A 24435-nucleotide genomic window follows, 5' to 3' on the forward strand; every position below is an offset into this window, starting at 1 on the left:
ATAGGTTCATTTATTCCTTATTAAACGATTGTAACAAATGATAAATAACTTCCTGTGAACGTATTACAGGGGAACCATTGATTTCTTCATTCTGCAATTCAGCAGTAATATTTACTGCCTGAATATTATCTTGAAGCTGCAAGGTAATAATTTCCTTGATTAGACGTTTCAAATCCGCGTCATATAACGGAAAACACACTTCAATTCTACTGTAGATATTCCGGTTCATCCAGTCTGCAGAGCCCATATAGATCTCCTCAAGGCCATTATTAGCAAAGATAAAGATCCGTCCGTGTTCCAGAAAACGGTCTACAATTCTTCTTACGGAAATGTTTTCACTGAGACCGACTTGTCCGGGAACTAAGCAGCAGATGCCACGTATAATCAGCTGTATTTTTACGCCTGCCTGAGAAGCCTCATATAACTTCGCAATCAGCACTTGCTCTTCCAGGTTGTTCAATTTGATGGTAATTCCGGATGGAAAACCTTGTTTCGCATGATCGATTTCTCGCTGAATCAGGTTCAGAAAACGCTGATGCAGATTGAATTGTGCCACCAATAGATGTTTAAAATCAATAGGATCATCAAGAACAGCAGTCTTATCTTTCCTACTTAGAAAGTTGAATAAAGACTCTAATTCTTGTAGCATCGCTTGATGAGCGGTCAATAAAATATGATCAGTATAGAATTTTGCCGTGCTTTCATTCAGATTTCCAGTAGCCAATAAGCCCAGATATTGGATTTCTCCATCCATCAAACGCTTTACCAATGCTACTTTAGCATGCACTTTCAGGTCAATGCTACTATATATAATCTTTACCCCTGCTGCTTTCATTTGCTTGGCCCATTTGATGTTATTTGCTTCATCAAATCTGGCTTTCAGCTCCACCAGCACGACTACCTTTTTACCATTTTTTGCGGCCGTCATCAATGCATTTACGATTCTTGAATTGCGGGCTACCCGATACAAGGTCACATAAATCTCCTTGACATTGACATCATTTGAAGCTTCATTGAAAAAGCGCAAAACTGCGTCATAGTTCTGATAAGGGACATTTACGAGAATATCTTTAGCAAGGATATGATCAAATAGGGTCTCTTTCTCTGCAATTTTCAATGCTGTTGAAGCTGGCCATTTAGGATAACCGAAACTCTTCTCCTCTAAAGGAAAAGCGTTGAGGTCTTTCAGGTTATGATAAGCTCCCCCCTGTACTATAGCTGCTTTTTGTAGTTTTAGTGCATAAATAACCCGGTACAGGTTCCTTAAAGGAATTCCTGGTTCAAAAAGAAAACGCGTTGCAAAACCGAAATCCCTGGCTTCCAATTGCTTTTCCAGCGCAATCGTGATGTCTTCGGAATAATCCTGTCCGATTTTTAAGGCGGCATTTCTTGTGATTTTTAGGTTAAAAGCACCTTGAAGCTCATCATTAGGGAATAGATAGCTGAGATTATGTTTAATGATATCTTCCAGGAATACAACATATTGCGCTCCATCAACTGGAATCGCATACAAGCGTTGTAAATCTTCGGAAGGAATGCTGATCAGCTCCATACGTTCCTCTCCTTTCGGATTCCTTAGCACAGCCACCTGGTAGAGCTTGTTGTTTTCGGCAAAAAAATCTGTCAATTCCTGATCTATACATTCCGAATGAATATAGGCCAGCACCTCATTAAAAAACAGATCAGTTACTTGTTGGGAAATGAGGGATGGTATCGGCTTATTGTACAACCAATAGACTTTTTGCGCTTCCAGAGCAGGCAAAATCTGCGTACTGATGATCTCACCATAACGTTGTTGTTGCTGGTCAATCTTCGCTTTTGCCAGCTCATAATCCCACATCATCACCGGCATCCTTACCCGATAAAATTCGTCAAGATTCGAAGAATAGATCGACAGAAAGCGAATTCTTTCCAAAATAGGAACTTCTGCCCTGCCAGCCTCCATGAGTACACGCTCATTGAAACTCAGCCAGCTTAAATCCCGGTTAAAATACACAGCAGCGTCCATATTGGTTTATAAAGTCACTAAAACTGAAGCCGTAATAAAGGCCAATACAGAAGCGATAATTCCAAACATAAATACATTATAAGCGACTCTTAAAAGGCGGTATTTACGACCTAAAACCACCCCTTGGGCATATAAATCCCTGATTAGACTGCCATAAAGAAAATCGCGGTCTTCCATCATCTTCAACATCCCTCCTTCATATTCTGGAAGCGACATTCTATAGAAATTACCAAAAAACAAGAGGTTTACCCTTTTTTGACTAATGTCTTCAGGTGTAAATACTCCTTTTGGAATAGATGGACGGGTGGCTAGAATAGAGAATACCATGGTCACCACACAAATCACCAACAAAATCAGGGTTGGAACGATTAAATGTGGGTTATCTTCCAGCTTCCTGAGTAGAATACTCAAAATAATGGATAGTATAATCGAATTGGTAGAAATCATAATATGTGCCTTATTATCGGCCATATCGCTCAACCTTTGGTGATTTCCAGAAGTGATCCGGAACATGGTTTCAATTCCTTTATCAGGGCGATCACTCTTTTTCTTTTTTTCTTTTTTCAGTTCCAAAGGGATATTCTTTTCTGTGGAAAGCGCAGCTGGGCTATTTCCCGAATGATTAACTGTTGCTTTTTCTGCCTCTTCTGCCTTATTTTCCAGCTCAGCCAGGTTTTGCGCCTTTTTAGCATTCAATAAGTTCTGACAATAGCTGGTATGGTAATGGTGCGTCTTAAACAATTGAATGGTTTTTATTCTCCATTCGTCTTTATCTAATGCTCTGGAACAGAAAGCTTCTGCTTCCTTGCGCATCAGTTTATTTCTTTCCTTAAAACTATCGCTTCCTAAATGGTACAGATCGGCATCACATACAATTTGCTCCAACAATCCTTCCGGCTGCTGAGGCATCTTAGTGGCCATGATACACTTTACTATTTTATTGGTGACCTGTTCATCAAGGCCTTTTTCCTTTAAAAATTCGGCAGCAAGGCCAGCACCACTGGCCTCATGTTGTGAACAATCGAAGAAATATCCCAGATCATGAAACCAACTGGCTGCAGTCACAATAAAGAAATCTTCATCAGAAAGCTGATAATGATTGGCAATTTTAATTGCATTCTCTACAACTTGCTCCGTATGATTTAAATTGTGATAGATTAATCTGAAATCGCTTTTCGCATGAAATACGCTCGCAACATGTAACCTCAACTGATCTAAAATTTCCCTATAATTCATGCGATGTCTTTTTGTTTTTCATTAATAAAACAATTTGTCCTATTTGTGGTTGATGATATAAATATGAGGGTTTTAATTATCATATTAAATAGAAAGTTTAAAAGATGTCATTAGGAATGTTTTTCTGATTTATATCAGGGCCGAAAGTGATGGTCATCATATTTATACTTGGGGGGAAGGTAGAACTTTGAAAACATCAATTTGCCCCTATGATCATACAAAAAAACATAGCCCAGGAAACCCAATGTTATCATTGTGGTGATGATCTTCCAAATACCCCTTATGTGCTGGACAGCAAGTCTTTTTGCTGTCTGGGCTGCAAAGGTGTCTATCAATTACTCTCCAATCACAACCTGGGCAACTATTACGCGTACAACGAAGTACCCGGACAAACGCAGAAAAACAGCAAATCACATTTTGAATACCTCGATGAAGCTGCCATTGCCGCCAATTTAGTGGATTATACCGATGAGAAAGTAAGCGTCATCACCTTGTATATCCCTGCCATTCATTGTAGCTCTTGTATCTGGTTGCTGGAACATTTGCACCAGATTAATCCTGCAATCATGCAATCCAGGATTGATTTCCTAAAAAAACAGGTGGTCATCACCTTCAAAAATCAGGAGTTATCTTTAAGAAAAGTCATAGAAATCCTGGCTTCCATTGGCTATGAGCCTTTGATCAGCTTACAGGATGTGGTAAAAAAACAACAATCAGATCATTCTGAGAACCATTTAATCCGCAAAATTGCGGTAGCAGGATTTTGCTTTGGAAACGTAATGTTACTCAGCTTCCCTGATTACTTCGGATTGAGCGCATTGGAGCAGGAGTTCAGAACATTCTTTGGCTGGCTAAACCTTGCCTTTGCTGTCCCGGTAGTCTTTTATAGCGGTCGGGATTATTTTAGCTCTGCCTGGTACAATCTTAAAAACGGCATTTTAAACCTCGATTTCCCATTGGCTTTAGGTATTGCCGTTATGTTTATCCGATCCATAGTAGAAATCGTAGGCAACACCGGAGCAGGCTTTGTAGATACCCTTTGCGGACTGGTCTTCTTCCTCTTGATTGGAAAATGGATGCAACAGCATACCTATCACCACCTTTCATTTGAAAGAGATTACCGTTCATATTTCCCTGTTGCGGTTACTTTAATCGATGATGAAAAAGAAAGACCACTTCCTTTAAATGAGTTAAAAGTAGGAAACAGAATCCTCATCAGAAGCAATGAAATCATTCCGGCAGATGCCATTCTCTTAAAAGGAGAGGCAGAAATGGACTTTAGTTTCGTTACCGGCGAGTCCTTACCCGTTAAAAAAGTATTAGGAGAAGTCGTTTATGCTGGTGGCCGACAACTGAAAGGCGCCATAGAGCTGGAAGTCGTTAAACCGGTATCCCAAAGTTACCTCACTCAATTGTGGAACAACGAAGCTTTTTTTGGTGATAAAACCATGATCAGGACCTTTGCAGACCGCGCAAGTAAGTACTTCAGTATTGTTTTACTAAGTATTGCCATCGGTGCTGCACTCTATTGGATCCTACAGGGAGAAACCACAAAAGCGGTGGCTTCTTTTACTGCGGTGCTGATCATCGCCTGCCCTTGTGCCCTGGCCTTAAGTTCTCCTTTTACCCTTTCCGCGGTATTGAGCATTTTCGACAAGAACAAGTTTTACCTTAAAAACACGGCTGTAGTAGAAGAACTTGCCCGTATTAACACCTTTGTATTTGATAAAACGGGTACGATTACCAATCCAGAAAACACAGGATTCAGCTTCGACGGACACATTACCGAAGAAGAAAAGCAATGGGTAAATGACCTGGCCAGAAACTCCGGTCACCCTTTAAGCAGGGAATTGGTAAAATGGCTAAACCGTCCTTCCAAATATACTGCAGTAAAATACATGGAAAAAGTAGGCCGTGGAATTTCAGGAGTCGTAAATGGACAGGAACTGAAACTGGGTAGTGCTTCATTTTTAGGATTGAAAATGAAAACACCTACACAGGGTGCCGCGGTACATATTATCATCAACAACCGCTACCTGGGCTTTTTCTGCTCTAAACAACAATGGAGAGCTGGATTTAAAGACCTGATTTTCAAATTAGGTAAAGAGGCGGATTTACACCTGTTATCGGGTGATCAGGATCAGGACAAACAAACACTGATTCCTTTCTTCCCAAGGGCACAGCAAATGCATTTTGCCCAAAGTCCACAAAACAAACTGGATTACATTCGCAATCTGCAAGCTTCTGGTCGAAAAGTGCTGATGTTTGGCGATGGATTAAATGATGCAGGCGCCTTAAAACAAAGCGATTTAGGCATTGCCGTTACCGATAACATCAATAATTTCTCGCCAGGCTGTGATGCCATTCTCGATGGTGCCAGCTTTCAAAAGATCCCGATGTTTATCAAACTGGCAAAAGATGCAGTAAAGGTGATCCACATCAGCTTTGCGATTTCACTGACTTATAATGCGATAGGCTTATACTTTGCCGTACAAGGTATGTTATCACCATTAATTGCAGCGGTATTGATGCCCATCAGCACCATCACTATCATCCTATTCACCAGTATTGCAGTCCGACTGTATGCGAAGAAAAACCAGCTCTTATGAACATCCTCTATCTTTTGATCGGCTTTAGTATTTTATTGGCATTGATCTTTCTTGCCGCCTTTTTCTGGGCTAGCAAAACCGGTCAGAATGACGACACCTATACTCCTGCCGTCAGGATTCTCTTTGATGATGAAGTTCAGGAGAAAAATGACGACATAAAAAGTGACCAAGATCACACATAGCCACAATTGATGTCATTCTGTACCTAAGCACGCCGACCTAATTTTACATCCATAAACAAGCAATCCAATTTTTAACATGACTGAAAAATTTTACTACGACAACAAGATCGTCAGGAACTTCGCAGTAGCCACCATTATATGGGGCATCATCGGAATGACGGTCGGATTGCTCATTGCCATGCAGCTGTTCAAGCCTGCATTAAATATGGGCTCCCAGTACACCACTTTCGGCCGGATCAGGCCATTACACACCAATGCCGTGATCTTTGCCTTTGTAGGGAATGCGATCTTTATGGGTGTTTATTACTCTTTGCAACGACTCCTCAAAGCGAGGATGTTCAGCGATGTACTCAGTAAAATCCATTTCTGGGGCTGGCAGCTGATCATCATTTCGGCAGTCATCACCTTGCCTTTAGGTTTTAGCTCTTCCCATGAATATGCGGAGTTAGAATGGCCAATCGATATTGCCATTACCTTAATATGGGTTGTTTTTGGGGTCAATATGTTTGGTACCATCATCAAAAGAAGAGAGAAACACATGTATGTGGCCATCTGGTTTTACATTGCAACCTTCGTTACCGTTGCGGTATTACACATTGTCAACTCTTTCCAGCTTCCAATATCTGCGTTTAAAAGTTATTACCTATATGCAGGGGTACAGGATGCACTGGTACAATGGTGGTATGGACACAATGCAGTGGCTTTCTTTTTAACCACTCCATTCCTGGGGATGATGTATTATTTCCTTCCAAAAATGGCCAATCGCCCGGTTTATTCTTATAAGCTGAGTATTCTCCATTTCTGGTCCTTAATTTTCATTTACATCTGGGCAGGGCCTCACCATTTATTATACACCTCTCTACCGAGTTGGGCACAATCGCTTGGCGTGGCCTTCTCTATTATGCTGATTGCCCCAAGCTGGGGAGGGATGATCAATGGATTGCTCACCCTTCGTGGCGCATGGGATAAAGTAAGAGAAGATTCCAGACTTAAATTCATGGTTGTCGGGATTACCGCTTATGGTATGGCCACCTTTGAAGGACCAATGCTTGCATTAAAACAAATCAATGCGATTGCCCACTATACCGACTGGATAGTAGCACACGTACACGTTGGCGCGCTTGGCTGGAATGGTTTCTTAACCTTTGGTATTTTATATTGGTTGATTCCAAGAATCTACAGAACAGAATTATACTCTAAAAAACTGGTTTCTTTCCACTTTTGGATTGGCACATTAGGTATCCTTTTCTATGCGGTGCCTTTATATTTCGCTGGTTTCACACAAGGATTGATGTGGAAAGAGTTTACAGAAGATGGAATGCTACGTTACCCTAACTTCCTGGAAACGGTAATCCAAATTCTTCCTATGTACGTACTTAGAGCTATAGGTGGCGCATTATACCTGATTGGTGTAATTGTAATGACTTATAACTTAATCAAAACCGTTCGCTTAGGTAATCTTTTAGCTGATGAGCCTGCTGAGGCGATGCCATTACCAGCGGATTATGTTCCTCAGGGATCTGAGAAGAAATTCCACAGAGTACTGGAACGTAAACCAATGGTTTTCATGGTACTTTCATTAATTGTCATCCTGATTGGTGGTATGATTGAAATGATGCCGACGTTCACGATCAAGTCGAACATTCCAACCATTGCCAGCGTGCAGCCTTATAGTCCGCTGGAATTACAAGGGCGTGATTTATACATCCGTGAAGGTTGTGTGAGTTGTCACTCTCAAATGATTCGTCCATTCCGCTCAGAAACAGAAAGGTATGGAGAATACAGTAAAGCTGGAGAATTTGTATACGACCACCCACATTTATGGGGTTCTAAGCGTACCGGTCCTGATTTACAACGTGAAGGCGGTAAATATGGTAATGCATGGCACTATAATCACATGCTGGATCCACAAACAATGTCGCCGGGAAGTATCATGCCTCCTTACGAATGGTTGATTACCCAAACACTGGATACCACCACCACCATCAGCAAGATCAATGCGATGCGGACTTTAGGTGTTCCTTATGATGAAGGGTATGAACACAAAGCTAACCGTGACCTGGACAAACAGGCTAAAGCGATTGCTGCGGACCTTCGTCAGAACAACATCAAAGTGAAAGATGATAAAGAAATCATTGCGCTGATTGCCTATCTGCAACGTCTGGGAATAGACATTAAAGCACAATAAAACCTAAACGACAACACTATGTTTAAGCAATTTTTAGATCAAGTAGATGGAAGCCAGGTGTATTTAATCACCTCCCTTGGCATATTCCTGCTCTTTTTTATCCTGGTCGGCATCTTATTGCTGACCATGAAAAAAGAAGAAATAAAATATATGAGTGAATTACCTTTAAAAGACGATGTACAATGACAGATTTACTAATTTGGGCCCTACTATTCACTGCAGTACTCATACTTGTAGTTTCCATACTGGTATTGAGGGTCATCAAAATATACATCAGGGAAACACTTCATCCTACCAAATTTGCGTCTGAAGAAGAAAGGGAGAAATACAGGCTGGAAGAAGAGAAACGTGCTGCAGAAAAGGCCGATAAACCATCTTTCTGGACAAAATTAATGGGCCTGAGACCTATCTCTGAGGAGAAAGACATCATGATGGAACATAAATTTGATGGCATTGCGGAGCTGGACAACCCTACTCCTGCCTGGTTTATGGTCTTATTTTATGGAACAATCATTTTTGCCATCGGCTATATGCTCAACTACCATGTGTTTGGCTGGGGCAAATTGCAGGAAGAGGAATATGCAATAGAACTCCGTCAGGCGGAGGCAGATCGCATTGCTTTTCTACAGAAACCCGGTTCCGGTGGTCCAAAGGTCAATGAGAACAACTTCGAGAAAAGCGATGATCCTGTAATGATCGAAAAAGGAGCAGCACTCTTCAAAACAGCTTGTACCCCTTGTCACGGGGAACATGGAGAAGGTGGTGTTGGCCCCAATTTAACAGATGAATACTGGCTGCATGGCGGAACACCAAGAGACATCTTCAGAACCATCAAACATGGTGTTCCTGATAAAGGAATGGTGGCCTGGGAGAAATCTATGAATGCCCAGCAAATATCAGACATTACCAATTACATCCTTTCTATACAAGGAAGCAATCCTGCGGGCGCGAAAGCACCTCAGGGTAAAAAAGATTAACTATGTCATCACAAAGCCCAAGTCATTTCAGAGATCAGATCTCTACTTTAACCGACGATGGACAACGCCGTAAATGGCTTTATCCAAAGGTGATTAAAGGGAAATTGTATCAGTATCGCTCGGTGGTCAGCTATTTTTTCCTGACCTTACTATTTGCCGCCCCATTTATTAAATTAAATGGGGAGCAATTGGTCTTACTTAATGTTTTAGAGCGAAAATTTGTGTTCTTTGGAGTGATCTTCTGGCCTCAGGATTTCTATCTCTTTGTCCTGGCTTTGCTCACCTTACTGGTATTTATTGTCTTGTTTACCGTAGTTTTTGGACGGGTCTTCTGCGGATGGGCCTGTCCACAAACCATCTTCCTGGAAATGGTTTTCCGAAAAATAGAAATCTGGATAGAAGGGGATTCCAATAAACGTAAAAAACTGGATGAAGGGCCCCTAACCGGAGAGAAGTTCTTCAAAAAAGCGGTAAAACATGGACTTTACCTGTTGATCTCCTTTTTTATTGCAAACATCTTCCTCTCCTACCTGATTGGCTCTGATAACCTGATCAAAATCATTACGGAACCTGTTTCCCTACATTTAAGCGGCTTCATTTCTATCTGGGTATTTACCCTGGTTTTCTACCTGGTATTTTCCAGAATGAGAGAATTGGTTTGTACCGTAGTTTGTCCTTATGGACGCTTGCAAGGCGTATTACTGGACAACCAGAGTATCATTGTAGCTTATGATTATGAACGTGGAGAACCTCGGGAAAAACGTGTAAAAGGTGTTACCAATTCTGGTGGCGACTGTATTGATTGTAAGCTTTGCGTACAGGTTTGTCCGACGGGCATTGACATCAGGAATGGTACGCAAATGGAATGTGTGAATTGTACGGCCTGTATTGACGCCTGCGACATGGTAATGGAGAAAATTCAACGTCCTACACGTTTAATTGGCTTCAAATCTGAAGACGAGATTAAAACGAAACAGCCATTTAAACTCAACAAAAGAGTCTATGCTTATTCTGCTGTTTTAATCGTGTTGATTTCGGTACTCTCCTACCTGCTATTTACCCGAACTGATGTTAAAACTACCATTCTACGGGCCAGCGGAACCTTATATCAAATGAGAGATAAAGAAAAGGCGGTGAGCAATTTATTCAACGCGGAGCTGATCAATAAAACCAGCAAGGGCCTTAAATTTGAAATCGTACCGGATGATCCTGATGTGAAAATTCAATACATTCAAAAACAGGATACCATTGCTTATGGTGGCGTGGCAAAACTGACATTTTTTGTCATTATGCCACAAGAAAAATTAAAGAAATACAAATCAGATATCGGTTTCAAACTGTTATCAGATGGGAAGGTTGTCGATACATTTGAAACGACCTTCATCGCACCACTTAATGATTAAAGAAATGAAATGGAACTGGGGAACAAAATTGGTGATTGGGATGCTTTGCTTTATGAGCTTTATCATTGTCCTTGCCATAAAAATGTTTAATAGCAGCCCTGACGCACTGGTAGACAATGATTATTACGAGAAAGGACTGAATTACGATAAAGAGTATCAGCTTAAAGAGCAGGTAAAAACCGACCATGCAAAACCTGAAATACAGGTAAGCAGCGAAGCAATTATATTGACTTTTAAAGCCAATGCTGAAGGCAAAGTAAACCTGGTCCGCACAGCGGATAAACGTATGGATAAGCTCATCCAAATCAATACTGACGAACAGCACCGGGTAGCAATTCCTTTAACGGGGATTGCAAAAGGCCATTGGAAACTGATCATCAACTGGAAAAGTGCAGGCAAATTCTATTTAGACGAGCAGGAGGTCATCATAGAATGAGTAACGAAAAGCTCGCCTTTATGATTGGATTGCTAGGGAGCGTACATTGCATTGGCATGTGCGGTCCCCTTGCCTTTGCCGTCCCATCCTTAAAACAAGGCTGGGCTTTTCTGGTACTGGACAAATTACTTTACCAGTTGGGAAGGATTGTATCCTATTGCTTTCTAGGCCTGATTATCGGCTTAATCGGACAACAATTATGGATGGCAGGTTTACAACAGGGACTGAGTATTCTAAGTGGCATACTCATCGTTATGGCCGCCTGTTCCAGGTTATTTAAAATTCAGATGCTGAAGAATACTCCTTCGGCCATGCTTAAACCTTTTCATCAGCTATTTGGCTACGCCTTAAAGCATAAGGCCAATCATTTGATCATAGGTATCATCAATGGTTTTCTCCCTTGTGGCTTTGTTTACCTGGCTATGGCAGGAGCTTTAAATACCGGCAATGTGGGCAGTTCTGCCATGTATATGGTCTGGTTTGGACTGGGCACCTTACCCCTGATGTTTATCGCTACACTCAGTATCGGCTTTACCGGAGCTTTAGTCCGTAAGAGAATCAATCGTATCATACCTTATTTCATGCTCTGTCTGGGCATCTGGTTTATCTTTAGAGGATTGGAGTTAAACATTCCCTATCTAAGTCCTGCTGCTACAGAACAAGGCGCCCCTGAATGCAGGTAATCCCCTTAAATCATCGTAAATTAGTACCAAAATGACAGCTACTGCTATAAAATCAGATATTAAAGATCAGGAAGACATTCGTTTTCTGGTGATCGAATTTTACAATAAAGCCTTAACAGATGAGTTGATCGGACCAGTCTTTAAAGCGGCTAATTTTGCCTTAGAAGCGCATATTCCGGTAATGGTTAAGTTCTGGGAGACCATTTTACTGGATGTGGTCACTTATAAAGGAAATCCAATGCTGAAGCACATTGCTTTAAACAAAGAAGTACCCTTACATGGCGAGCATTTTGACCGCTGGATGAAAATCTGGGAAGAGACGATCAGGACTCATTTTGAAGGCCCTGTAGCGGATCAGGCGATCTCCAGAGCCTCTTCTATCGGACAATTGATGCAATATAAGATCAAACAAGCCAGCAACCCTAATGGCTTATAAAGCAAAATTGGCGACCGCATTTCGCGGTCACCAATCCTAGCATTGAGACGTAAAACTAAATTCTTATTAAGTAAGACTGAATAATTCTGTTTTGGGCTGATCTGCCCAATACCTATAATCGAGTGCCATACAGATGTTTCTTAAAAATCGCTTACCTAGTGGGGTCACCCTTAGGCTGTGGTCCGACAGAAATACCAAACCGTCCAAAGCCAACCAGCGCATGCGCTTTAATCCTTCAGAAAACTCAGGAGATTGTTCTTCTGCTGCATTCCAGGAGGTATGTCCTTTACACATGATGTTTAAAATGTGTTGTCTGGTCAGCATATCTTCTGCGTTTAACAAATGTCCTTTTACCACTGGTAACTTTCCTTCATTTACTATTTCCAGGTATTCTTCCACTGTTTTCACATTTTGTGCAAATGCGGTCCAGGTATCGCTGATAGAAGATACACCTAATCCAATCATTAATTTACTGTATTGGTGGGTATACCCCATGAAATTCCGGTGTAGTTTACCTTTGATTTCCGCTTCATATAAGCTATCGGTAACCAGTGTAAAATGATCCATACCAACATCAAGATAACCTCCTTCTTTTAGGCGCTTACAGCCCAATTCATATAACTCTTGCTTTAACCTTTGGGAAGGAAGGTCATGCTCAGTATACCTTCTTTGTCCAGGTTTAACCCATGGAACATGTGCGTAACTGTAAAAAGCAATGCGGTCCGGTCTTAACTTCAACACCGAGTCCAGCGTATCAGAAAGCCCATGTAGTTTTTGGTGTGGCAGGCCATAAATCAAATCATAATTGATGGATGTATAGCCTAAAGCTCTCGCTTTTAAAGTCACTTGTTCTACCTCTTCATAGGTTTGAATCCTATTGATGACCAATTGCACCTGAGGATCAAAATCCTGAATACCTAAACTTAGTCTTCTAAAACCCAACTGATTTAGGGTAATTAGGTGTTCATCTGTTGTATTTCCAGGATGCGCTTCGAAACTAAATTCAGCCTCCTCATGCAGGTCCGCATATTTCAGAATCCCTTCCATTAAGGTCTTCAAATTCTCCGCACTGAAGAAAGTTGGCGTTCCTCCACCTAAATGTAACTCCTTGATTAAGGGTCTGCTTACAAAAAGATTCAGGTACAGCTGCCATTCCTTCAATAAAGCTTCAATATATGGGGATTCTACTTTATGGTTTTTGGTGATTCTGGTATTACATCCACAATACGTGCATAAACTCTCGCAAAAAGGAAGGTGGATATAGATGCTGATTCCTTCTTTATCGTTACTTTCTCTAAAAGATTGAGCAACGGCTTTCTCCCAGTCAGTTACCGTAAAATCTGTTGTTTTCCAATAGGGAACGGTTGGGTAACTGGTATAACGAGGGGCAGCAACATGGTATTTTGAGATCAGATGATTCATACTAATGCTGATGAGGTTTGCTATTCGGATTTAATAGAGAATGTGCCTGATCGCAGGATCTGGAGCAAACACAGGCCGTCCCTAAACACTTCTTTTGTTGCCATTTATCGAGATTAACAATCGTTTCTACGGCCAATGCCATAGGCAATTCTTTCTCTGTAAGCGCCAGCAAAGCATCTAAGGGAACATTTGCAATCTTTATATTTCTTAAGGCAGCGGCCTCCTGGTCGATATGACTGGTAGCAGTAGAGCGCGTCGCAATAAATTTCACCCCAAGATCAGCTAATCGATTGATTACCTGTGCAGAAACATCGTCTTCATTGAATACAATTACAGCTTCTTTACCTGCGGCATAAGAAGCTGTCTCAGAACCCAAAGAATTGGATATCAATGTAATATCATGTTTTTTATTATTGGCTATGGCCAATGGTTCTTTTTCAAAAGACTTTATACTATATGCGACAACTCTCATGCTGGTTCGATTTATTAATAATCAAAGTTAGCATGTAGCGGTAGCGGGGGGAATGAGTTTGATCAATTGAAAAAATGATCTTCGTCAGTTTTTCATCTGTTGAAGTCTAAGCTGATCCAGCACAATGATCTGACTACCTTTTCTTTCGATAATGCCTTCATCTTTGAAATCGCTCAGGATTCGACTCACCGTTTCAGTCGCCATTCCAGCCATTGCAGCCAGGTTATCCCTGGAAACTCTCAATACCAATTCCATCCCCTGGACTTCCTGTTTACACAGTCTGGCCAGTACTTCTGCCATTCTTTTCCTCACAGAATGATAGGCGAGTTGCAGCAATTGTTCTTCTTTATCCTGAAGGTTATTAGAGATCAATTGAATAAACTGACGGGCAACATCAGGATAACGATTGAGTAAATCTTCCATTAAATCTTTTGGCAACATACATACCGTACTGTCCTCCAATGCTTCAGCAGTTTCAGTGTAGGGTGCATTCAGCAACAAAGAGGTAATGCCAAAATAGTCTTCATGGCTATACATTCCAGTTAGCAGTTCCCTTCCATCTTCACTCAGTTTAAAAGTTTTCACCTTTCCATCCATCACGAGGTAAAGGCCGGAAACATTATCGCCTTCATAATACACCACTTGTCTCTTTTTAACAGAACGAACTTTTCGCGCAGCGATGATCTTTTCCAGCTCCTGTAATCCAGAGGTATTACTGAACAGGACGCTCAGTTTTTCCAGCGACTGACTATAGAAAACCTGTTGTTTATCTCTTTTGCTCAGTCTGCTTTCTATCGCATTCAACAATTCTACATCATCAAAAGGCTTTGTCAGGTAATCATCAGCGCCCATTTCCATCCCTTTACGCATATCGATACGCTCTGCTTTTGCAGTCAGGAAGATAAAAGGAATCGTGGCGGTTTGCTCATTTTTAGAGAGTAAATAGAGTACTCCATAGCCATCCAGTTCCGGCATCATGATGTCACATAAAATCACATCAGGCAACTGACTGATGGCCATATCCACTCCTACACGCCCGTTACTGGCTTGTAATACTTCGTAATTTGCCAGTTCTAATATCTCAGCAGTACTTTCCCGGATGTCATCGTTATCTTCTATAATGAGTATCAGTGTCTTCTTCATGTGTGTTTTTATTTATTAAAGGACAAAACAAATTTAGTCCCGGTATGGATGCTACTTTCAAAATACAAGTCGCCTTTCATCAGCGTTGCATAGCGGTGTACGATATTCAATCCAAGGCCTGTTCCAGGAATATTCCCTGTATTGTGCGCACGGAAAAACGGTTGAAAAAGGTGCTTATGGTCAGATTCAGGAATCCCAATTCCATTGTCTTTTATCGTCACCACACATTGACTATCCGTAATTTCTGTATTGAATTCAATAAAGGTATTTTCGCCAGAATATTTGATGGCATTGGAGATCAGGTTGATCATGCAGTTTTTCAACAGATTGGGATCCAGCAATACTGTGCTTTCCAATCCGGTATGCTGATAAATAATATTTTGATCCTGTTTTGCCATCATCTGCATTTCTTCAGTGATCTCTTCAGAAAGCCTCACCAGGTCAAAAGCAGTAAAAGTTGGCTCCACTTTTCCGGCCTCCAATCGTTCCAGCGACAGGAAATCATTCAATATCGTAGTTAAATTGCTGACTGCATTTTTGATCTTACTGACATGCTTACTGATGTTTTTATTGTCGTAAGGCTCAGCATATTTATCAATCAGCGAGGCTGAAAGTTGTACGGAACTTAAAGGCGTTCTGAATTCATGAGAGGCCATAGATACAAACCTGCTTTTCAATTGATTCAGTTCTTTTTCTTTTTCAAGAGAAAGACTCACTTCTTCTTTGGCTTCACTCAGGGCCATCACTGTTTTTTTAAGTGATTTGGTCCGCTCTTCCACCAGTTCTTCTAATTCCGAAGCATATTCCCTAAGGCGCTCTTCGGCTTCTTTTTCTTTAGAAAGGTCATGGATAAATCCGGTATAAATGATGCGGTTTTCATACTGCACTTCACTCACTGCCAAGCGAAAAGGAAAAGTGCTGCGGTCTTTTCTCAGCCCTTTTACTTCCCTGCCTTTTCCAATGATTCTCTTTTCTCCGGTAGATTGGTAGCGGTGAATATAGCCATCATGGCCACTTCTATCCGGTTCCGGCATGAGAAAGGAAATGTTCCTTCCTTCGACTTCTTCAATAGTATATCCAAATAACTTTAATGCTGCCGGATTAAGGCTTTCTATTTTGCCCCTGTCATCAATGGTGATAATCCCGTCAATTGCAGTTTCAATAATGGCCTTTAATAACCTCGCCTCTTCCATGTCGTACTTTTTACAAATATAATGATAACGATTGCACAGGGCTAATAACCTCAATCATACAAAAGTGTGACTAATATCATGTTTTTAAAATTAAATAGTCTGTTCTTTTGCGATTCAAGTACTATTTATCTGATCCAATGAACCATACTTTTCACATCCCAGTTTTAGGCTTAGGCTATTCAATTGATACTCCTTTAAAAGTGGCCAGATATGGCATTTCCTCTGTTGTTTCCATCGTAGATGATGAATTAACGGAGCGCATGAGAAAATATCATGAGGAACAAACTGGAGGCACATTTACACTGATCGCAAAAAAAGAAACAGACAGCAGGGCCAGAAGGATTACCGCCTATTTAGACCTTTTGGATGTGCAGGTAAAACAACAGTTTCAGGCCTTACAGGCGCAATCTTTTGAGACAGGAACAGAGTTGGATTATTATTTCGAGCTGTTACCGGAGCGATCTGTCTGGAAACAAAAGTATGAGGAAATGAAAAGCCTCAGCGATAGCCCACAAAAAAAGGAGCTACAAGCGGAGTTGCGTCAATCCATGGTACCCGGTGCGATTGATGTCAACATTATGTCTAAAGTAGACAAGGTGAATTATAATGCAAATCATGAAAGTCAGGGGGATGATTATACGGATGCCTTGGCGGCCATGCGCGGCTTCAGCAATAGTACATTGAACTCTTCCGTGATCATTTCAGCGGGACTAAACCCTCGTCTATATGCTTATATGGAAAAATGCAGTGCCTTTTACCCGGATGCAACAGGTACTTTTCAAAAGAAAATCATCCTTAAAGTAAGTGATTTCCGCTCTGCATTAATTCAGGCGAAGATGCTGGCTAAAAAAGGACTATGGGTAGCTGAATTCCGTGTAGAATCAGGACTGAACTGTGGCGGACACGCATTTGCGACAGATGGTTTCCTACTGGGCCCTATTCTGGAAGAATTTAAACAAAAGCGTAAGGAGCTGGCAGAAGAACTTTATCAGATGTACAGCAATGCTTTGAAGAGTAAAGAAATGGCGGAAACAGCTATTCCTGAGCAACGCATCACTGCACAGGGTGGTATTGGAACTGCGGAAGAACACGAATTTTTACTCAACTATTATGAGTTGGACGCTGCCGGATGGGGTAGCCCATTTTTATTGGTTCCGGAAGCCACAAATGTGGACGATGAAACCTTAAACCATTTGGCAACCGCAGCTGCAGATGATTATTACTTAAGCAATTCCTCGCCATTAGGTGTACTGTTTAATAACTTCAAAAAGAGTACCGCGGAAGAACAGCGCTTACAACGCATAGAAAAAGGCCGACCAGGGAGTCCCTGCACTAAAAAATTCCTATGCACCAATACAGAGTTTACCGCAGAACCCATCTGTACGGCATCCAGAGAATATCAAAACCTAAAAATAAAACAACTTAAAGAACAAACTCTTTCTGAAGACAATTACCAACGACAATTTGAATCCATTACGGAGAAAGTATGTCTGTGTGAAGGTCTTTGCGCCTCTACTTATTTGAAAGTAGGGATATTGAAAGCAAGAGAAAATAAGGCGGTCAGCATTTGCCCTGGGCCAAATCTTGCCTTCTTCCAGGGCAAATATTCTCTTAAAGAGATGATCAATCATATTTATGGTCGTGAGAACCTACTTGCAGATGTGATCCGCCCTAATTTATTCATCAATGAGCTCAATTTATATGTCGACTATTTGAAAAAAGATATTGCGAATCAACTGGAAGAAATCACGGCAAAAAAGGACAAATACTTCAACAAATTTAAAATGCAATTGCTGGATGGCATCACCTACTATCGTGCGCTCATTCCTGAATTAAAATTCCAGGATAGTTCATCCGTCCAGGAAATGCTGAAACAATTGCTATTGGCAGAGAAAAGCTTAAGTTAACATATAGCCACGTGATTGAAAACGAAATTGGTGTACTAGTTTCTTCCCCCCCTCTTTCTTTCCGTGGCTTTTATGAAACCTATTTTTTCACTATATTAGTTAAAAGAAATTTCGATACGATTATAATCAAAAAGACCATGGAAAAAGAAGCTATGAAATCATTACTGGGCATCATTGACCAGCAAGTTAGTTCTTCGATTTTAGGAGGAATGGAAGAAGAGTACGAAGAATTGGAAAAACTAGGATATATCCACATCAATCGGGACCGCGTTCAGCATGCGGCCTCTATCACTCCTGAAGGCATGGAATTTTTATATCATGATAAAGAATAAGCGCATATTGTCATTAAATTGTTTTTATTTTTCAAGCTAAAAACTTTTTGACCACCATATCCGTTATAGCTGTAGTTTGTTTGGTTTAGGTTGATCTGTGGTGGGTCAGCCATTAATTAAAACAGGGATATATCTCTCCGATTAATCCCTGTTTTTTTTGTTTAAACTCTTTTTATTTAAAGCATTGCTGCCTTTCTAAAATCACTGCAGCTGAATGCTTCGTCCTCCTCTATTCTCCCCATTGAAAACACGGAACTTTAGTCCTTTCTGGAAGGGAATTGGATTGACATAAATCTTACTACTTGCTTCAGGTTCGCTACCATCTGTGGTATAGCGGATAATAAATCCTGGCAGTTGTAAGTTTGCGGCAACACGACCATTCTCCACACTTAAGCCCGGGGTGGGTATGCGGTAATTAAAACCTCCTCCGTAATGATTTAACCTAGGTAGTTCTTTTTTACCTAATACATTGACGAATTCCGACCAGGCCTGATCATATAATAACCTTCCTTTTTCGGCATCTGGTTCGGTCGCCCAGTCCGGATCTTTAGACCATGCACGTTCTGCCAATCCCAATAACTTAGGCAATAACATATATTCGAATTCTTCCGGGGTTTTAATATTTTCACTCCATAATGGCGCTTGCAATCCGATGATATTCGTTTTGCCATACATCGTTAAACGTGCTTTATTTTTATAACGTTCAGGATCTGCGGGATTGCCTTCTTCATCCTCTTTTACGTTCTTATAATAATCGTAAGGAATGAAATAGAAAAGCTTGTCGACATCCACATAGCCGCCCCAGTTTTGTCCGGTTTCCTCATAGCTTTTATTTACGGTAAGGTCGATGTAGAAATTCGTTACTGGCGTTAACACCACTCTATACCCATCATTTGCCATTTTATAAGCAAGATCTTCATTACCACGGAGGTTATTCCAGACATCAACATGAAAATCCTGTTTAAAGAAACGAGGTTCTGGTAGCATTTTCATTTCACCGTTTACGTTTTGTTTACGAAGACCTATTTCTTCCCATCCAGACAAGAACAGCGATTTGGATTGCAGCATTTTGTTCAATTTACTAAAGAAGTAAAACCACAATTCGTCCGTTCCTTTCACTGTCGGCTCGGCAATGGCCAATTGAGCCGCAGCCGGAGATTGCTCCCATACACCTGCAGGAACCTCATCACCACCAAAATGGATGGTCGTTAATGGCGCATTTGCTTCCTTATGCATTGCGATCAATTCATTGGTCACCTTTTCCAGGAAGTTATAGCTGGAAGGCAAGGCTACATTGATCACATTGTCGTCAAATCCCTGTACGGAGCGGTATTTACTCTCATCCTTCAAATCTCTTAACAAATAATACTCCGCGGCTTCTTTGTCTCCGGCTTTCATCAACCTGTTATATCGGGCATCCATGGCTTTAATTGCTGCTCTGGCATGGCCTGGCGTTTCAATTTCAGGAATCACACGGATGTGTCTTGCGGTAGCATATCTCAGAATTTCAATATAATCTGCTTTGGTATAAAAACCTGATCCTGAGTTTAAGCCGGGCTTAGGTCCGGAACCATAAGCCGGTAAAATTTGTTCTTGCTCCGCTACCGAATGTCCCCGCTGTCCTCCTACTTCCGTCAACTCCGGTAATCCTGGAATTTCCAGTCGCCACCCTTCATCTTCTGTCAGGTGAAAATGGAAGACATTCAATTTATACAATGCCATTAAATCCAGGACCTTTAACACTTCTGATTTAGGTTGAAAATTCCTGCCTACATCCATCATAAATCCTCTAAATTCAAACCTTGGGCGGTCATGAGTAAAACCTGCCGGTACTTTAATCACCTTTTTTAAGCTTGACCAGGAATTTGCAGGAAACATACTCTTCAAAGATTGTATGGCATAAAAAGCCCCTGCAGAACCGGATGCATGAATAAGAATGGTATCCTGACTAATGTTCAGGTGATAAGCCTCTTTCGGCAATCCCTTATCCATTAGGAAGACGATTTTTTCAGCATCAGATTTTGCCTTAACAGCTGACTTTTGACCCAATACTTTAGTGATCTCCTGAGACAGTAATGCGGCTTCATTTGCAAAAGCAGCCGAAGTCTTGATCTCCACATTTGCAGTTAATTCAAAAACTCCAGTCCCTTTGTAATACTTTAAGGGGCTTGGAAAAATCACAGGGAGATCCCTTTCCTTAATGTCTTTAATCTTTTTATTCTCCTGATAAGCTTTTCCAGCAATCTCCTGTTCTTCGATTAAATGAGCTGCGAAAGGCTGAAATACCACATTTTTAATTGCCGAACCCTGATCAGGTTTCTTATCCCAAACCAGGTAAAATCCCTGCGGCCGTTCTGATTGATTAGACATCGCTTCGGTTTTCAGTTGCAGCTTAATGGCTGAGCCTGGCGCAATCGCTTTAAAGGGTTTTAAGGGTGATAAACGAAACAAAGCACCATTTACAAGCTGAATATCAGCCAGCAGGCTATCTGCTCCGGAAATATTCAACACTCTGGAATTGAAGTAGATTTTCCAGCCCGAAGCGGGTAAGGCGTTTTTACCATTATTCTTTATGGTCAATATCATCCCATCTTTAGCATTCGTCTGTTCCCAGTTCAGGCCCAGATCAGCGGCAGAAATGGATTCAGCATCCTGAGCAATGGCAGCGCTGGCCATACAAATCATAAAAAAAGCAGCGAGGAAGTAAATTTTCATAAGCGTATCTTTTGTCTATTTTTCAATTGATTAGCATTTAAATGGCGAATCCCAAAAGGGGAATCGCCACATTTATATAAGGTCAGTTAAACGCGGATGTATATTTTCTTCTTGTCCATAATATAACCGATTAGCCAGCATACCAGCATAAAGCTGATGGCGAAAAGCAGGGAGCCTATTGGCCCTGGAGCAATTGCCTGAAAAAACACGGTATTGATCCAACCAGCGAAATTAGCTTTCGGGAATATCGTGTTCACGATGATCAATAAAAGATCTGCAACAATATAAATAAACAGCGGATTCTTCCCGAACACGGTAAAGAAACCGGTCCATTTCACATAAGATTTCAGTTCAATGAGGTAAATTAATCCGGCAATGATGATCAGGTCCAGACCGCAAGTGATTAGAACAAAAGAACTGCTCCATAATTTCTTGTTAATCGGGAAGGAGAAATTCCAGCACCAGGCCAGGAAAACCAGCAGTACTCCTGCTAACAATAGCTTGGCAATGCTTTCAAAACCTTTTCCTTTTTCCTGAATGAACTTACCGGCAAAATAGCCGATCACCACATTTACACAAGAAGGAATCGTACTTAAAATACCTTCCGGATCAAAGGGAACACCCTCTCCATGATACAGGTGAGCATCACCCAATAAAAACTGATCCAGGTATTGACCAGCATTCCCGGTCATACTTAAAGGATCGCCTGGATCACCCAAAAACAGCAATATCAGCCAGTATCCAATTAAAAACAAGATGCTCAATAGGATTACCCATCTTTTGGATAGGTAATGGATCATCAAAGAAACAATTCCATAGCATAGACCAATCCGCTGTAATACGCCCATAATTCTGGTATTACCAATTGGAGAAAAGCTGATTCCACCAGCCTCATTATAATGAAAAAAGGGAAACCAGTACATCAGGTAACCAATCAGAAAGATGAGGAGTGTTCGTTTAAAGATTTTAGCAAGCACTTCAGTGTCCTTCATCAGCGCAAACTTTTTCATGGAAAAGCTCATGGCATTCCCTACGGCAAATAGAAAAGAAGGAAAGACCAGATCAGTTGGCGTAAAACCATGCCAGGCGGCATGTTCCAACATAGTGAATGGCTGCGCTCCAGTTCCGGGGGTGTTTACAATGATCATAAAACAGACCGTCATGCCCCGGAATACATCCAGCGATAAAAAACGTTGTGGTTGGTTCATCAAATAAATCAGATAAAGAGGTTAAAGAAATTATGGAGTGGCGATACCACCCCATAATTAAATATATAGAAAATTATTAAACTAGTATCCTGTATTTTGTTTTAATACGGATGCACCATTTGCGCGACTCAAATCGATTTGTCGTTGTGGAATAGGATAAATATCATTTTTCCCTTTGATGTACTTCCCATTTCTCACATCAGAGGTGATTTTCCCCTGATAATTAAAATAAGCATTCAATTCTGTCTCCGCAATTCCCCAACGCACCAGGTCAAAGAAACGATGACCTTCCATCGCCAGCTCAATTTTACGCTCAAAATAAATAGCCGATAATGCATAATCTTTTCCTTTACCAGAAAAATCACCGGCAGGATATTCATTCACTTTGTAATTTGCAGCTGGTGTGGTTGAAAAACCTCCCAAAGGATTTTCATCATCCTTATATTGATATACCCAACCTATTGGATTCGCAGCACGTGCCCTAACAATGTCTACATATTCCTGAGCTTTAGACAAGCTTCCTGCCTGAGCTTCTGCTTCCGCGCCCATTAACAATACATCAGCAAAACGAATCACGAGATAATTGATCGCTGAACCTGGTGCCCAGGTAGTTTTATCCTCATCAGTTGCCCTGGTGGCCTGCCAATAAATGTTCTTTTTAGGGCCGTATGGACCTCCGTAGCGCTGATCTCTGATCCATGGTTCTCCTGGATAAATTCCCCAATCTAAATATGGAAGTCCACGTCTTCCTGCAGTCCAATCCAATCGTGGATCTACAGTGCCCTGATCTGGTTGAAAAGCTTCTCCACCTTTTATGCCCATATCATTAGCTATGGCGTGGTCATTATAATTGTTCAGGTAGGGCAAACCAGTCTGCTCGTCTGTTCTGAAATGGTTAACCAGATCCACAGAAGGCTGGAAAAACCCGCAGCAACCGAAAGGACTTTCTCCATAAGGGAAGTTCAGCATATCGCCGTTATTACCCATTGAAGGGCCACTCGCATCTACGTTTGCCGACATCTGAATTGCAAAAACCACTTCAGAATTGTCTTCTTTACTTGGTTTGAAATTATCTGCAAATTCTTCATTCAATTCATATTTCTTACCACTGCTGGTTACTCCTGAAGAGATCACCACATCAAACAGGTCTCTGGAATCTTTGAATTTATGTTGATACAGATAAGCTTTGGCAAGATAAGCTCCGGCTCCCCATTTATTGATCCTTCCAATTTCGGACTGTGTAGCTGGCAAATTATCATAGGCAAATTTAAGGTCATCTGTAATTTTTGGCCAGATGTCTGCATTGTTAGGCTGGTTAAATACCGTAGTTGTTTCATCAATCCATGGGACCATGTTCCACATTTTCTTTAACTCAAAATAATAATGCGCGCGCAAGAACCTGGCCTGAGCTTGTATTTGCACACGCTCTTCGGCAGAAAGGTCTGTTGCCAGGGATAAAATCAGCAATACATCATTGGTTCTTTTTACCCCTTCATATAGTGCTTTCCATTTGCTATTAAAAAAAGCATTTGTCGCATCTGCATAAAATTTGGCAATAGGATCTATTCCTGGCTGATCACTGCCATCACTTCCTTTGGAGGCATCTCCACCGGCAATTGCACCGAAAACCCAATTACTTGGAGAAGCTGCCCAGGCATCCCCTCCACCAAGGGAGGTATTTCCACCTGCCATTCCATCCAGTGCGGCATATGCACCAATTAGTAAATTATTCACCCCATTTTTATTGGTGATAATTTCTTTAGTTAAAGAACCCAGGGGTGGTTGTTCCAATGCCTTCTTGCAAGAAAAAAATGATTGTCCGGTAAAAAACAGTACCGTTAACAATAGATATGTTGATTTTTTCATCTGTTTAAACCATTAATAA

20 protein-coding genes are annotated in these 24435 nt (G+C 41.1%); 11 read left to right on the top strand and 9 right to left on the bottom strand.

Annotated elements, in window-relative coordinates; all coding sequences use genetic code 11:
- Positions 1-10: 10 nt before the first annotated feature.
- Together ppk1 and R2S10_RS18375 are read right to left on the bottom strand one after the other, a co-directional pair.
- Positions 11-2008: a polyphosphate kinase 1 gene (gene ppk1, locus R2S10_RS18370; RefSeq protein ID WP_316841872.1), complete on the bottom strand. Its 1998-nt coding sequence runs from the start codon at positions 2006-2008 to the stop codon at positions 11-13.
- Between the two features lie 6 nt (positions 2009-2014).
- Positions 2015-3244, bottom strand: coding sequence for a Pycsar system effector family protein (locus tag R2S10_RS18375; protein WP_316841873.1), 1230 nt, complete (start codon positions 3242-3244; stop codon positions 2015-2017).
- Between the two features lie 209 nt (positions 3245-3453).
- Here R2S10_RS18375 and R2S10_RS18380 point away from each other — a divergent pair, with 209 nt between their 5' ends.
- From R2S10_RS18380 to R2S10_RS18420, 9 genes are all read left to right on the top strand, one after another.
- The gene (locus R2S10_RS18380; protein WP_316841874.1) at positions 3454-5853 is read left to right on the top strand and encodes a heavy metal translocating P-type ATPase; all 2400 of its coding nucleotides are present in this window, start codon (positions 3454-3456) and stop codon (positions 5851-5853) included.
- The gene (ccoS, locus tag R2S10_RS18385; RefSeq protein WP_316841875.1) at positions 5850-6035 is read left to right on the top strand and encodes a cbb3-type cytochrome oxidase assembly protein CcoS; all 186 of its coding nucleotides are present in this window, start codon (positions 5850-5852) and stop codon (positions 6033-6035) included. The genes R2S10_RS18380 and ccoS overlap by 4 nt, the downstream gene beginning before the upstream one ends.
- A 76-nt stretch (positions 6036-6111) precedes the next feature.
- Positions 6112-8223: a cytochrome-c oxidase, cbb3-type subunit I gene (ccoN, locus tag R2S10_RS18390; RefSeq protein WP_316841876.1), complete on the top strand. Its 2112-nt coding sequence runs from the start codon at positions 6112-6114 to the stop codon at positions 8221-8223.
- 18 nt (positions 8224-8241) lie between these two features.
- Positions 8242-8409, top strand: coding sequence for a hypothetical protein (locus R2S10_RS18395; protein ID WP_182959486.1), 168 nt, complete (start codon positions 8242-8244; stop codon positions 8407-8409).
- Positions 8406-9200, top strand: coding sequence for a cbb3-type cytochrome c oxidase N-terminal domain-containing protein (locus R2S10_RS18400; protein ID WP_316841877.1), 795 nt, complete (start codon positions 8406-8408; stop codon positions 9198-9200). Before R2S10_RS18395 ends, R2S10_RS18400 begins: the two co-directional genes overlap by 4 nt.
- Before the next feature lie 2 nt (positions 9201-9202).
- Positions 9203-10603 carry a cytochrome c oxidase accessory protein CcoG gene (gene ccoG, locus R2S10_RS18405; RefSeq protein WP_316841878.1) on the top strand — a complete coding sequence of 467 codons (1401 nt, stop codon included), beginning with the start codon at positions 9203-9205 and terminating at the stop codon, positions 10601-10603.
- A 4-nt stretch (positions 10604-10607) separates the two neighbouring features.
- Positions 10608-11039 (top strand): FixH family protein, encoded by a 432-nt coding sequence (locus R2S10_RS18410; protein ID WP_316841879.1) that lies wholly within the window; start codon positions 10608-10610, stop codon positions 11037-11039.
- Positions 11036-11722, top strand: coding sequence for a sulfite exporter TauE/SafE family protein (locus tag R2S10_RS18415; RefSeq protein ID WP_316841880.1), 687 nt, complete (start codon positions 11036-11038; stop codon positions 11720-11722). The genes R2S10_RS18410 and R2S10_RS18415 overlap by 4 nt, the downstream gene beginning before the upstream one ends.
- A gap of 31 nt (positions 11723-11753) precedes the next feature.
- Positions 11754-12158 (top strand): group III truncated hemoglobin, encoded by a 405-nt coding sequence (locus R2S10_RS18420; protein WP_316841881.1) that lies wholly within the window; start codon positions 11754-11756, stop codon positions 12156-12158.
- A gap of 66 nt (positions 12159-12224) precedes the next feature.
- On the opposite strand, the gene hemN is transcribed toward R2S10_RS18420, so the two are convergent.
- The 4 genes from hemN to R2S10_RS18440 form a co-directional block, all read right to left on the bottom strand.
- On the bottom strand, positions 12225-13580 hold the full coding sequence (gene hemN, locus R2S10_RS18425) for an oxygen-independent coproporphyrinogen III oxidase (RefSeq protein ID WP_316841882.1): 1356 nt from the start codon (positions 13578-13580) through the stop codon (positions 12225-12227).
- A 1-nt stretch (position 13581) separates the two neighbouring features.
- A complete protein-coding gene (locus R2S10_RS18430; protein ID WP_316841883.1) occupies positions 13582-14052 on the bottom strand; it encodes a lactate dehydrogenase in 471 nt (156 codons plus the stop codon).
- 84 nt (positions 14053-14136) lie between these two features.
- On the bottom strand, positions 14137-15195 hold the full coding sequence (locus tag R2S10_RS18435) for a response regulator (RefSeq protein ID WP_316841884.1): 1059 nt from the start codon (positions 15193-15195) through the stop codon (positions 14137-14139).
- Positions 15196-15203: 8 nt separating this feature from the next.
- Complete coding sequence (locus R2S10_RS18440; protein ID WP_316841885.1) at positions 15204-16388, bottom strand: PAS domain-containing sensor histidine kinase; 1185 nt, start codon at positions 16386-16388, stop codon at positions 15204-15206.
- A gap of 137 nt (positions 16389-16525) precedes the next feature.
- Here R2S10_RS18440 and R2S10_RS18445 point away from each other — a divergent pair, with 137 nt between their 5' ends.
- Positions 16526-18295, top strand: a complete 1770-nt coding sequence (locus tag R2S10_RS18445; RefSeq protein ID WP_316841886.1) for a hypothetical protein — start codon at positions 16526-16528, stop codon at positions 18293-18295.
- Positions 18296-18306: 11 nt separating this feature from the next.
- A complete protein-coding gene (locus tag R2S10_RS18450; RefSeq protein ID WP_316841887.1) occupies positions 18307-18627 on the top strand; it encodes a hypothetical protein in 321 nt (106 codons plus the stop codon).
- A 201-nt stretch (positions 18628-18828) separates the two neighbouring features.
- Here the strand turns inward: R2S10_RS18450 and R2S10_RS18455 are convergent, their stop codons facing one another.
- The 3 genes from R2S10_RS18455 to R2S10_RS18465 all read right to left on the bottom strand — a co-directional run bounded on the left by R2S10_RS18455 (position 18829) and on the right by R2S10_RS18465 (position 24416).
- Positions 18829-21342, bottom strand: coding sequence for a family 20 glycosylhydrolase (locus R2S10_RS18455; protein ID WP_316841888.1), 2514 nt, complete (start codon positions 21340-21342; stop codon positions 18829-18831).
- An 86-nt stretch (positions 21343-21428) separates the two neighbouring features.
- On the bottom strand, positions 21429-22550 hold the full coding sequence (locus R2S10_RS18460) for a DUF5009 domain-containing protein (protein WP_316841889.1): 1122 nt from the start codon (positions 22548-22550) through the stop codon (positions 21429-21431).
- Positions 22551-22631: 81 nt separating this feature from the next.
- On the bottom strand, positions 22632-24416 hold the full coding sequence (locus tag R2S10_RS18465) for a RagB/SusD family nutrient uptake outer membrane protein (RefSeq protein ID WP_316841890.1): 1785 nt from the start codon (positions 24414-24416) through the stop codon (positions 22632-22634).
- Between the last annotated feature and the right edge of the window lie 19 nt (positions 24417-24435).

The sequence above is a fragment of the Pedobacter gandavensis genome, assembly GCF_032678745.1.
GTDB lineage: Bacteria > Bacteroidota > Bacteroidia > Sphingobacteriales > Sphingobacteriaceae > Pedobacter > Pedobacter gandavensis_C.

Excerpts from the sequence above, each read along its gene's own strand:
- ppk1 (WP_316841872.1), bottom strand. The coding sequence starts at position 2,008 with ATGGACGCTGCTGTGTATTTTAACCGGGATTTAAGCTGGCTGAGTTTC.
- R2S10_RS18400 (WP_316841877.1), top strand. The coding sequence starts at position 8,406 with ATGACAGATTTACTAATTTGGGCCCTACTATTCACTGCAGTACTCATA.
- R2S10_RS18430 (WP_316841883.1), bottom strand. The coding sequence starts at position 14,052 with ATGAGAGTTGTCGCATATAGTATAAAGTCTTTTGAAAAAGAACCATTG.
- ccoS (WP_316841875.1), top strand. The coding sequence starts at position 5,850 with ATGAACATCCTCTATCTTTTGATCGGCTTTAGTATTTTATTGGCATTG.
- R2S10_RS18420 (WP_316841881.1), top strand. The coding sequence starts at position 11,754 with ATGACAGCTACTGCTATAAAATCAGATATTAAAGATCAGGAAGACATT.
- R2S10_RS18460 (WP_316841889.1), bottom strand. The coding sequence starts at position 22,550 with ATGAACCAACCACAACGTTTTTTATCGCTGGATGTATTCCGGGGCATG.
- R2S10_RS18410 (WP_316841879.1), top strand. The coding sequence starts at position 10,608 with ATGAAATGGAACTGGGGAACAAAATTGGTGATTGGGATGCTTTGCTTT.
- R2S10_RS18455 (WP_316841888.1), bottom strand. The coding sequence starts at position 21,342 with ATGAAAATTTACTTCCTCGCTGCTTTTTTTATGATTTGTATGGCCAGC.
- R2S10_RS18445 (WP_316841886.1), top strand. The coding sequence starts at position 16,526 with ATGAACCATACTTTTCACATCCCAGTTTTAGGCTTAGGCTATTCAATT.
- R2S10_RS18465 (WP_316841890.1), bottom strand. The coding sequence starts at position 24,416 with ATGAAAAAATCAACATATCTATTGTTAACGGTACTGTTTTTTACCGGA.
- hemN (WP_316841882.1), bottom strand. The coding sequence starts at position 13,580 with ATGAATCATCTGATCTCAAAATACCATGTTGCTGCCCCTCGTTATACC.
- R2S10_RS18380 (WP_316841874.1), top strand. The coding sequence starts at position 3,454 with ATGATCATACAAAAAAACATAGCCCAGGAAACCCAATGTTATCATTGT.
- ccoG (WP_316841878.1), top strand. The coding sequence starts at position 9,203 with ATGTCATCACAAAGCCCAAGTCATTTCAGAGATCAGATCTCTACTTTA.
- R2S10_RS18435 (WP_316841884.1), bottom strand. The coding sequence starts at position 15,195 with ATGAAGAAGACACTGATACTCATTATAGAAGATAACGATGACATCCGG.
- R2S10_RS18440 (WP_316841885.1), bottom strand. The coding sequence starts at position 16,388 with ATGGAAGAGGCGAGGTTATTAAAGGCCATTATTGAAACTGCAATTGAC.
- R2S10_RS18395 (WP_182959486.1), top strand. The coding sequence starts at position 8,242 with ATGTTTAAGCAATTTTTAGATCAAGTAGATGGAAGCCAGGTGTATTTA.
- R2S10_RS18375 (WP_316841873.1), bottom strand. The coding sequence starts at position 3,244 with ATGAATTATAGGGAAATTTTAGATCAGTTGAGGTTACATGTTGCGAGC.
- ccoN (WP_316841876.1), top strand. The coding sequence starts at position 6,112 with ATGACTGAAAAATTTTACTACGACAACAAGATCGTCAGGAACTTCGCA.
- R2S10_RS18415 (WP_316841880.1), top strand. The coding sequence starts at position 11,036 with ATGAGTAACGAAAAGCTCGCCTTTATGATTGGATTGCTAGGGAGCGTA.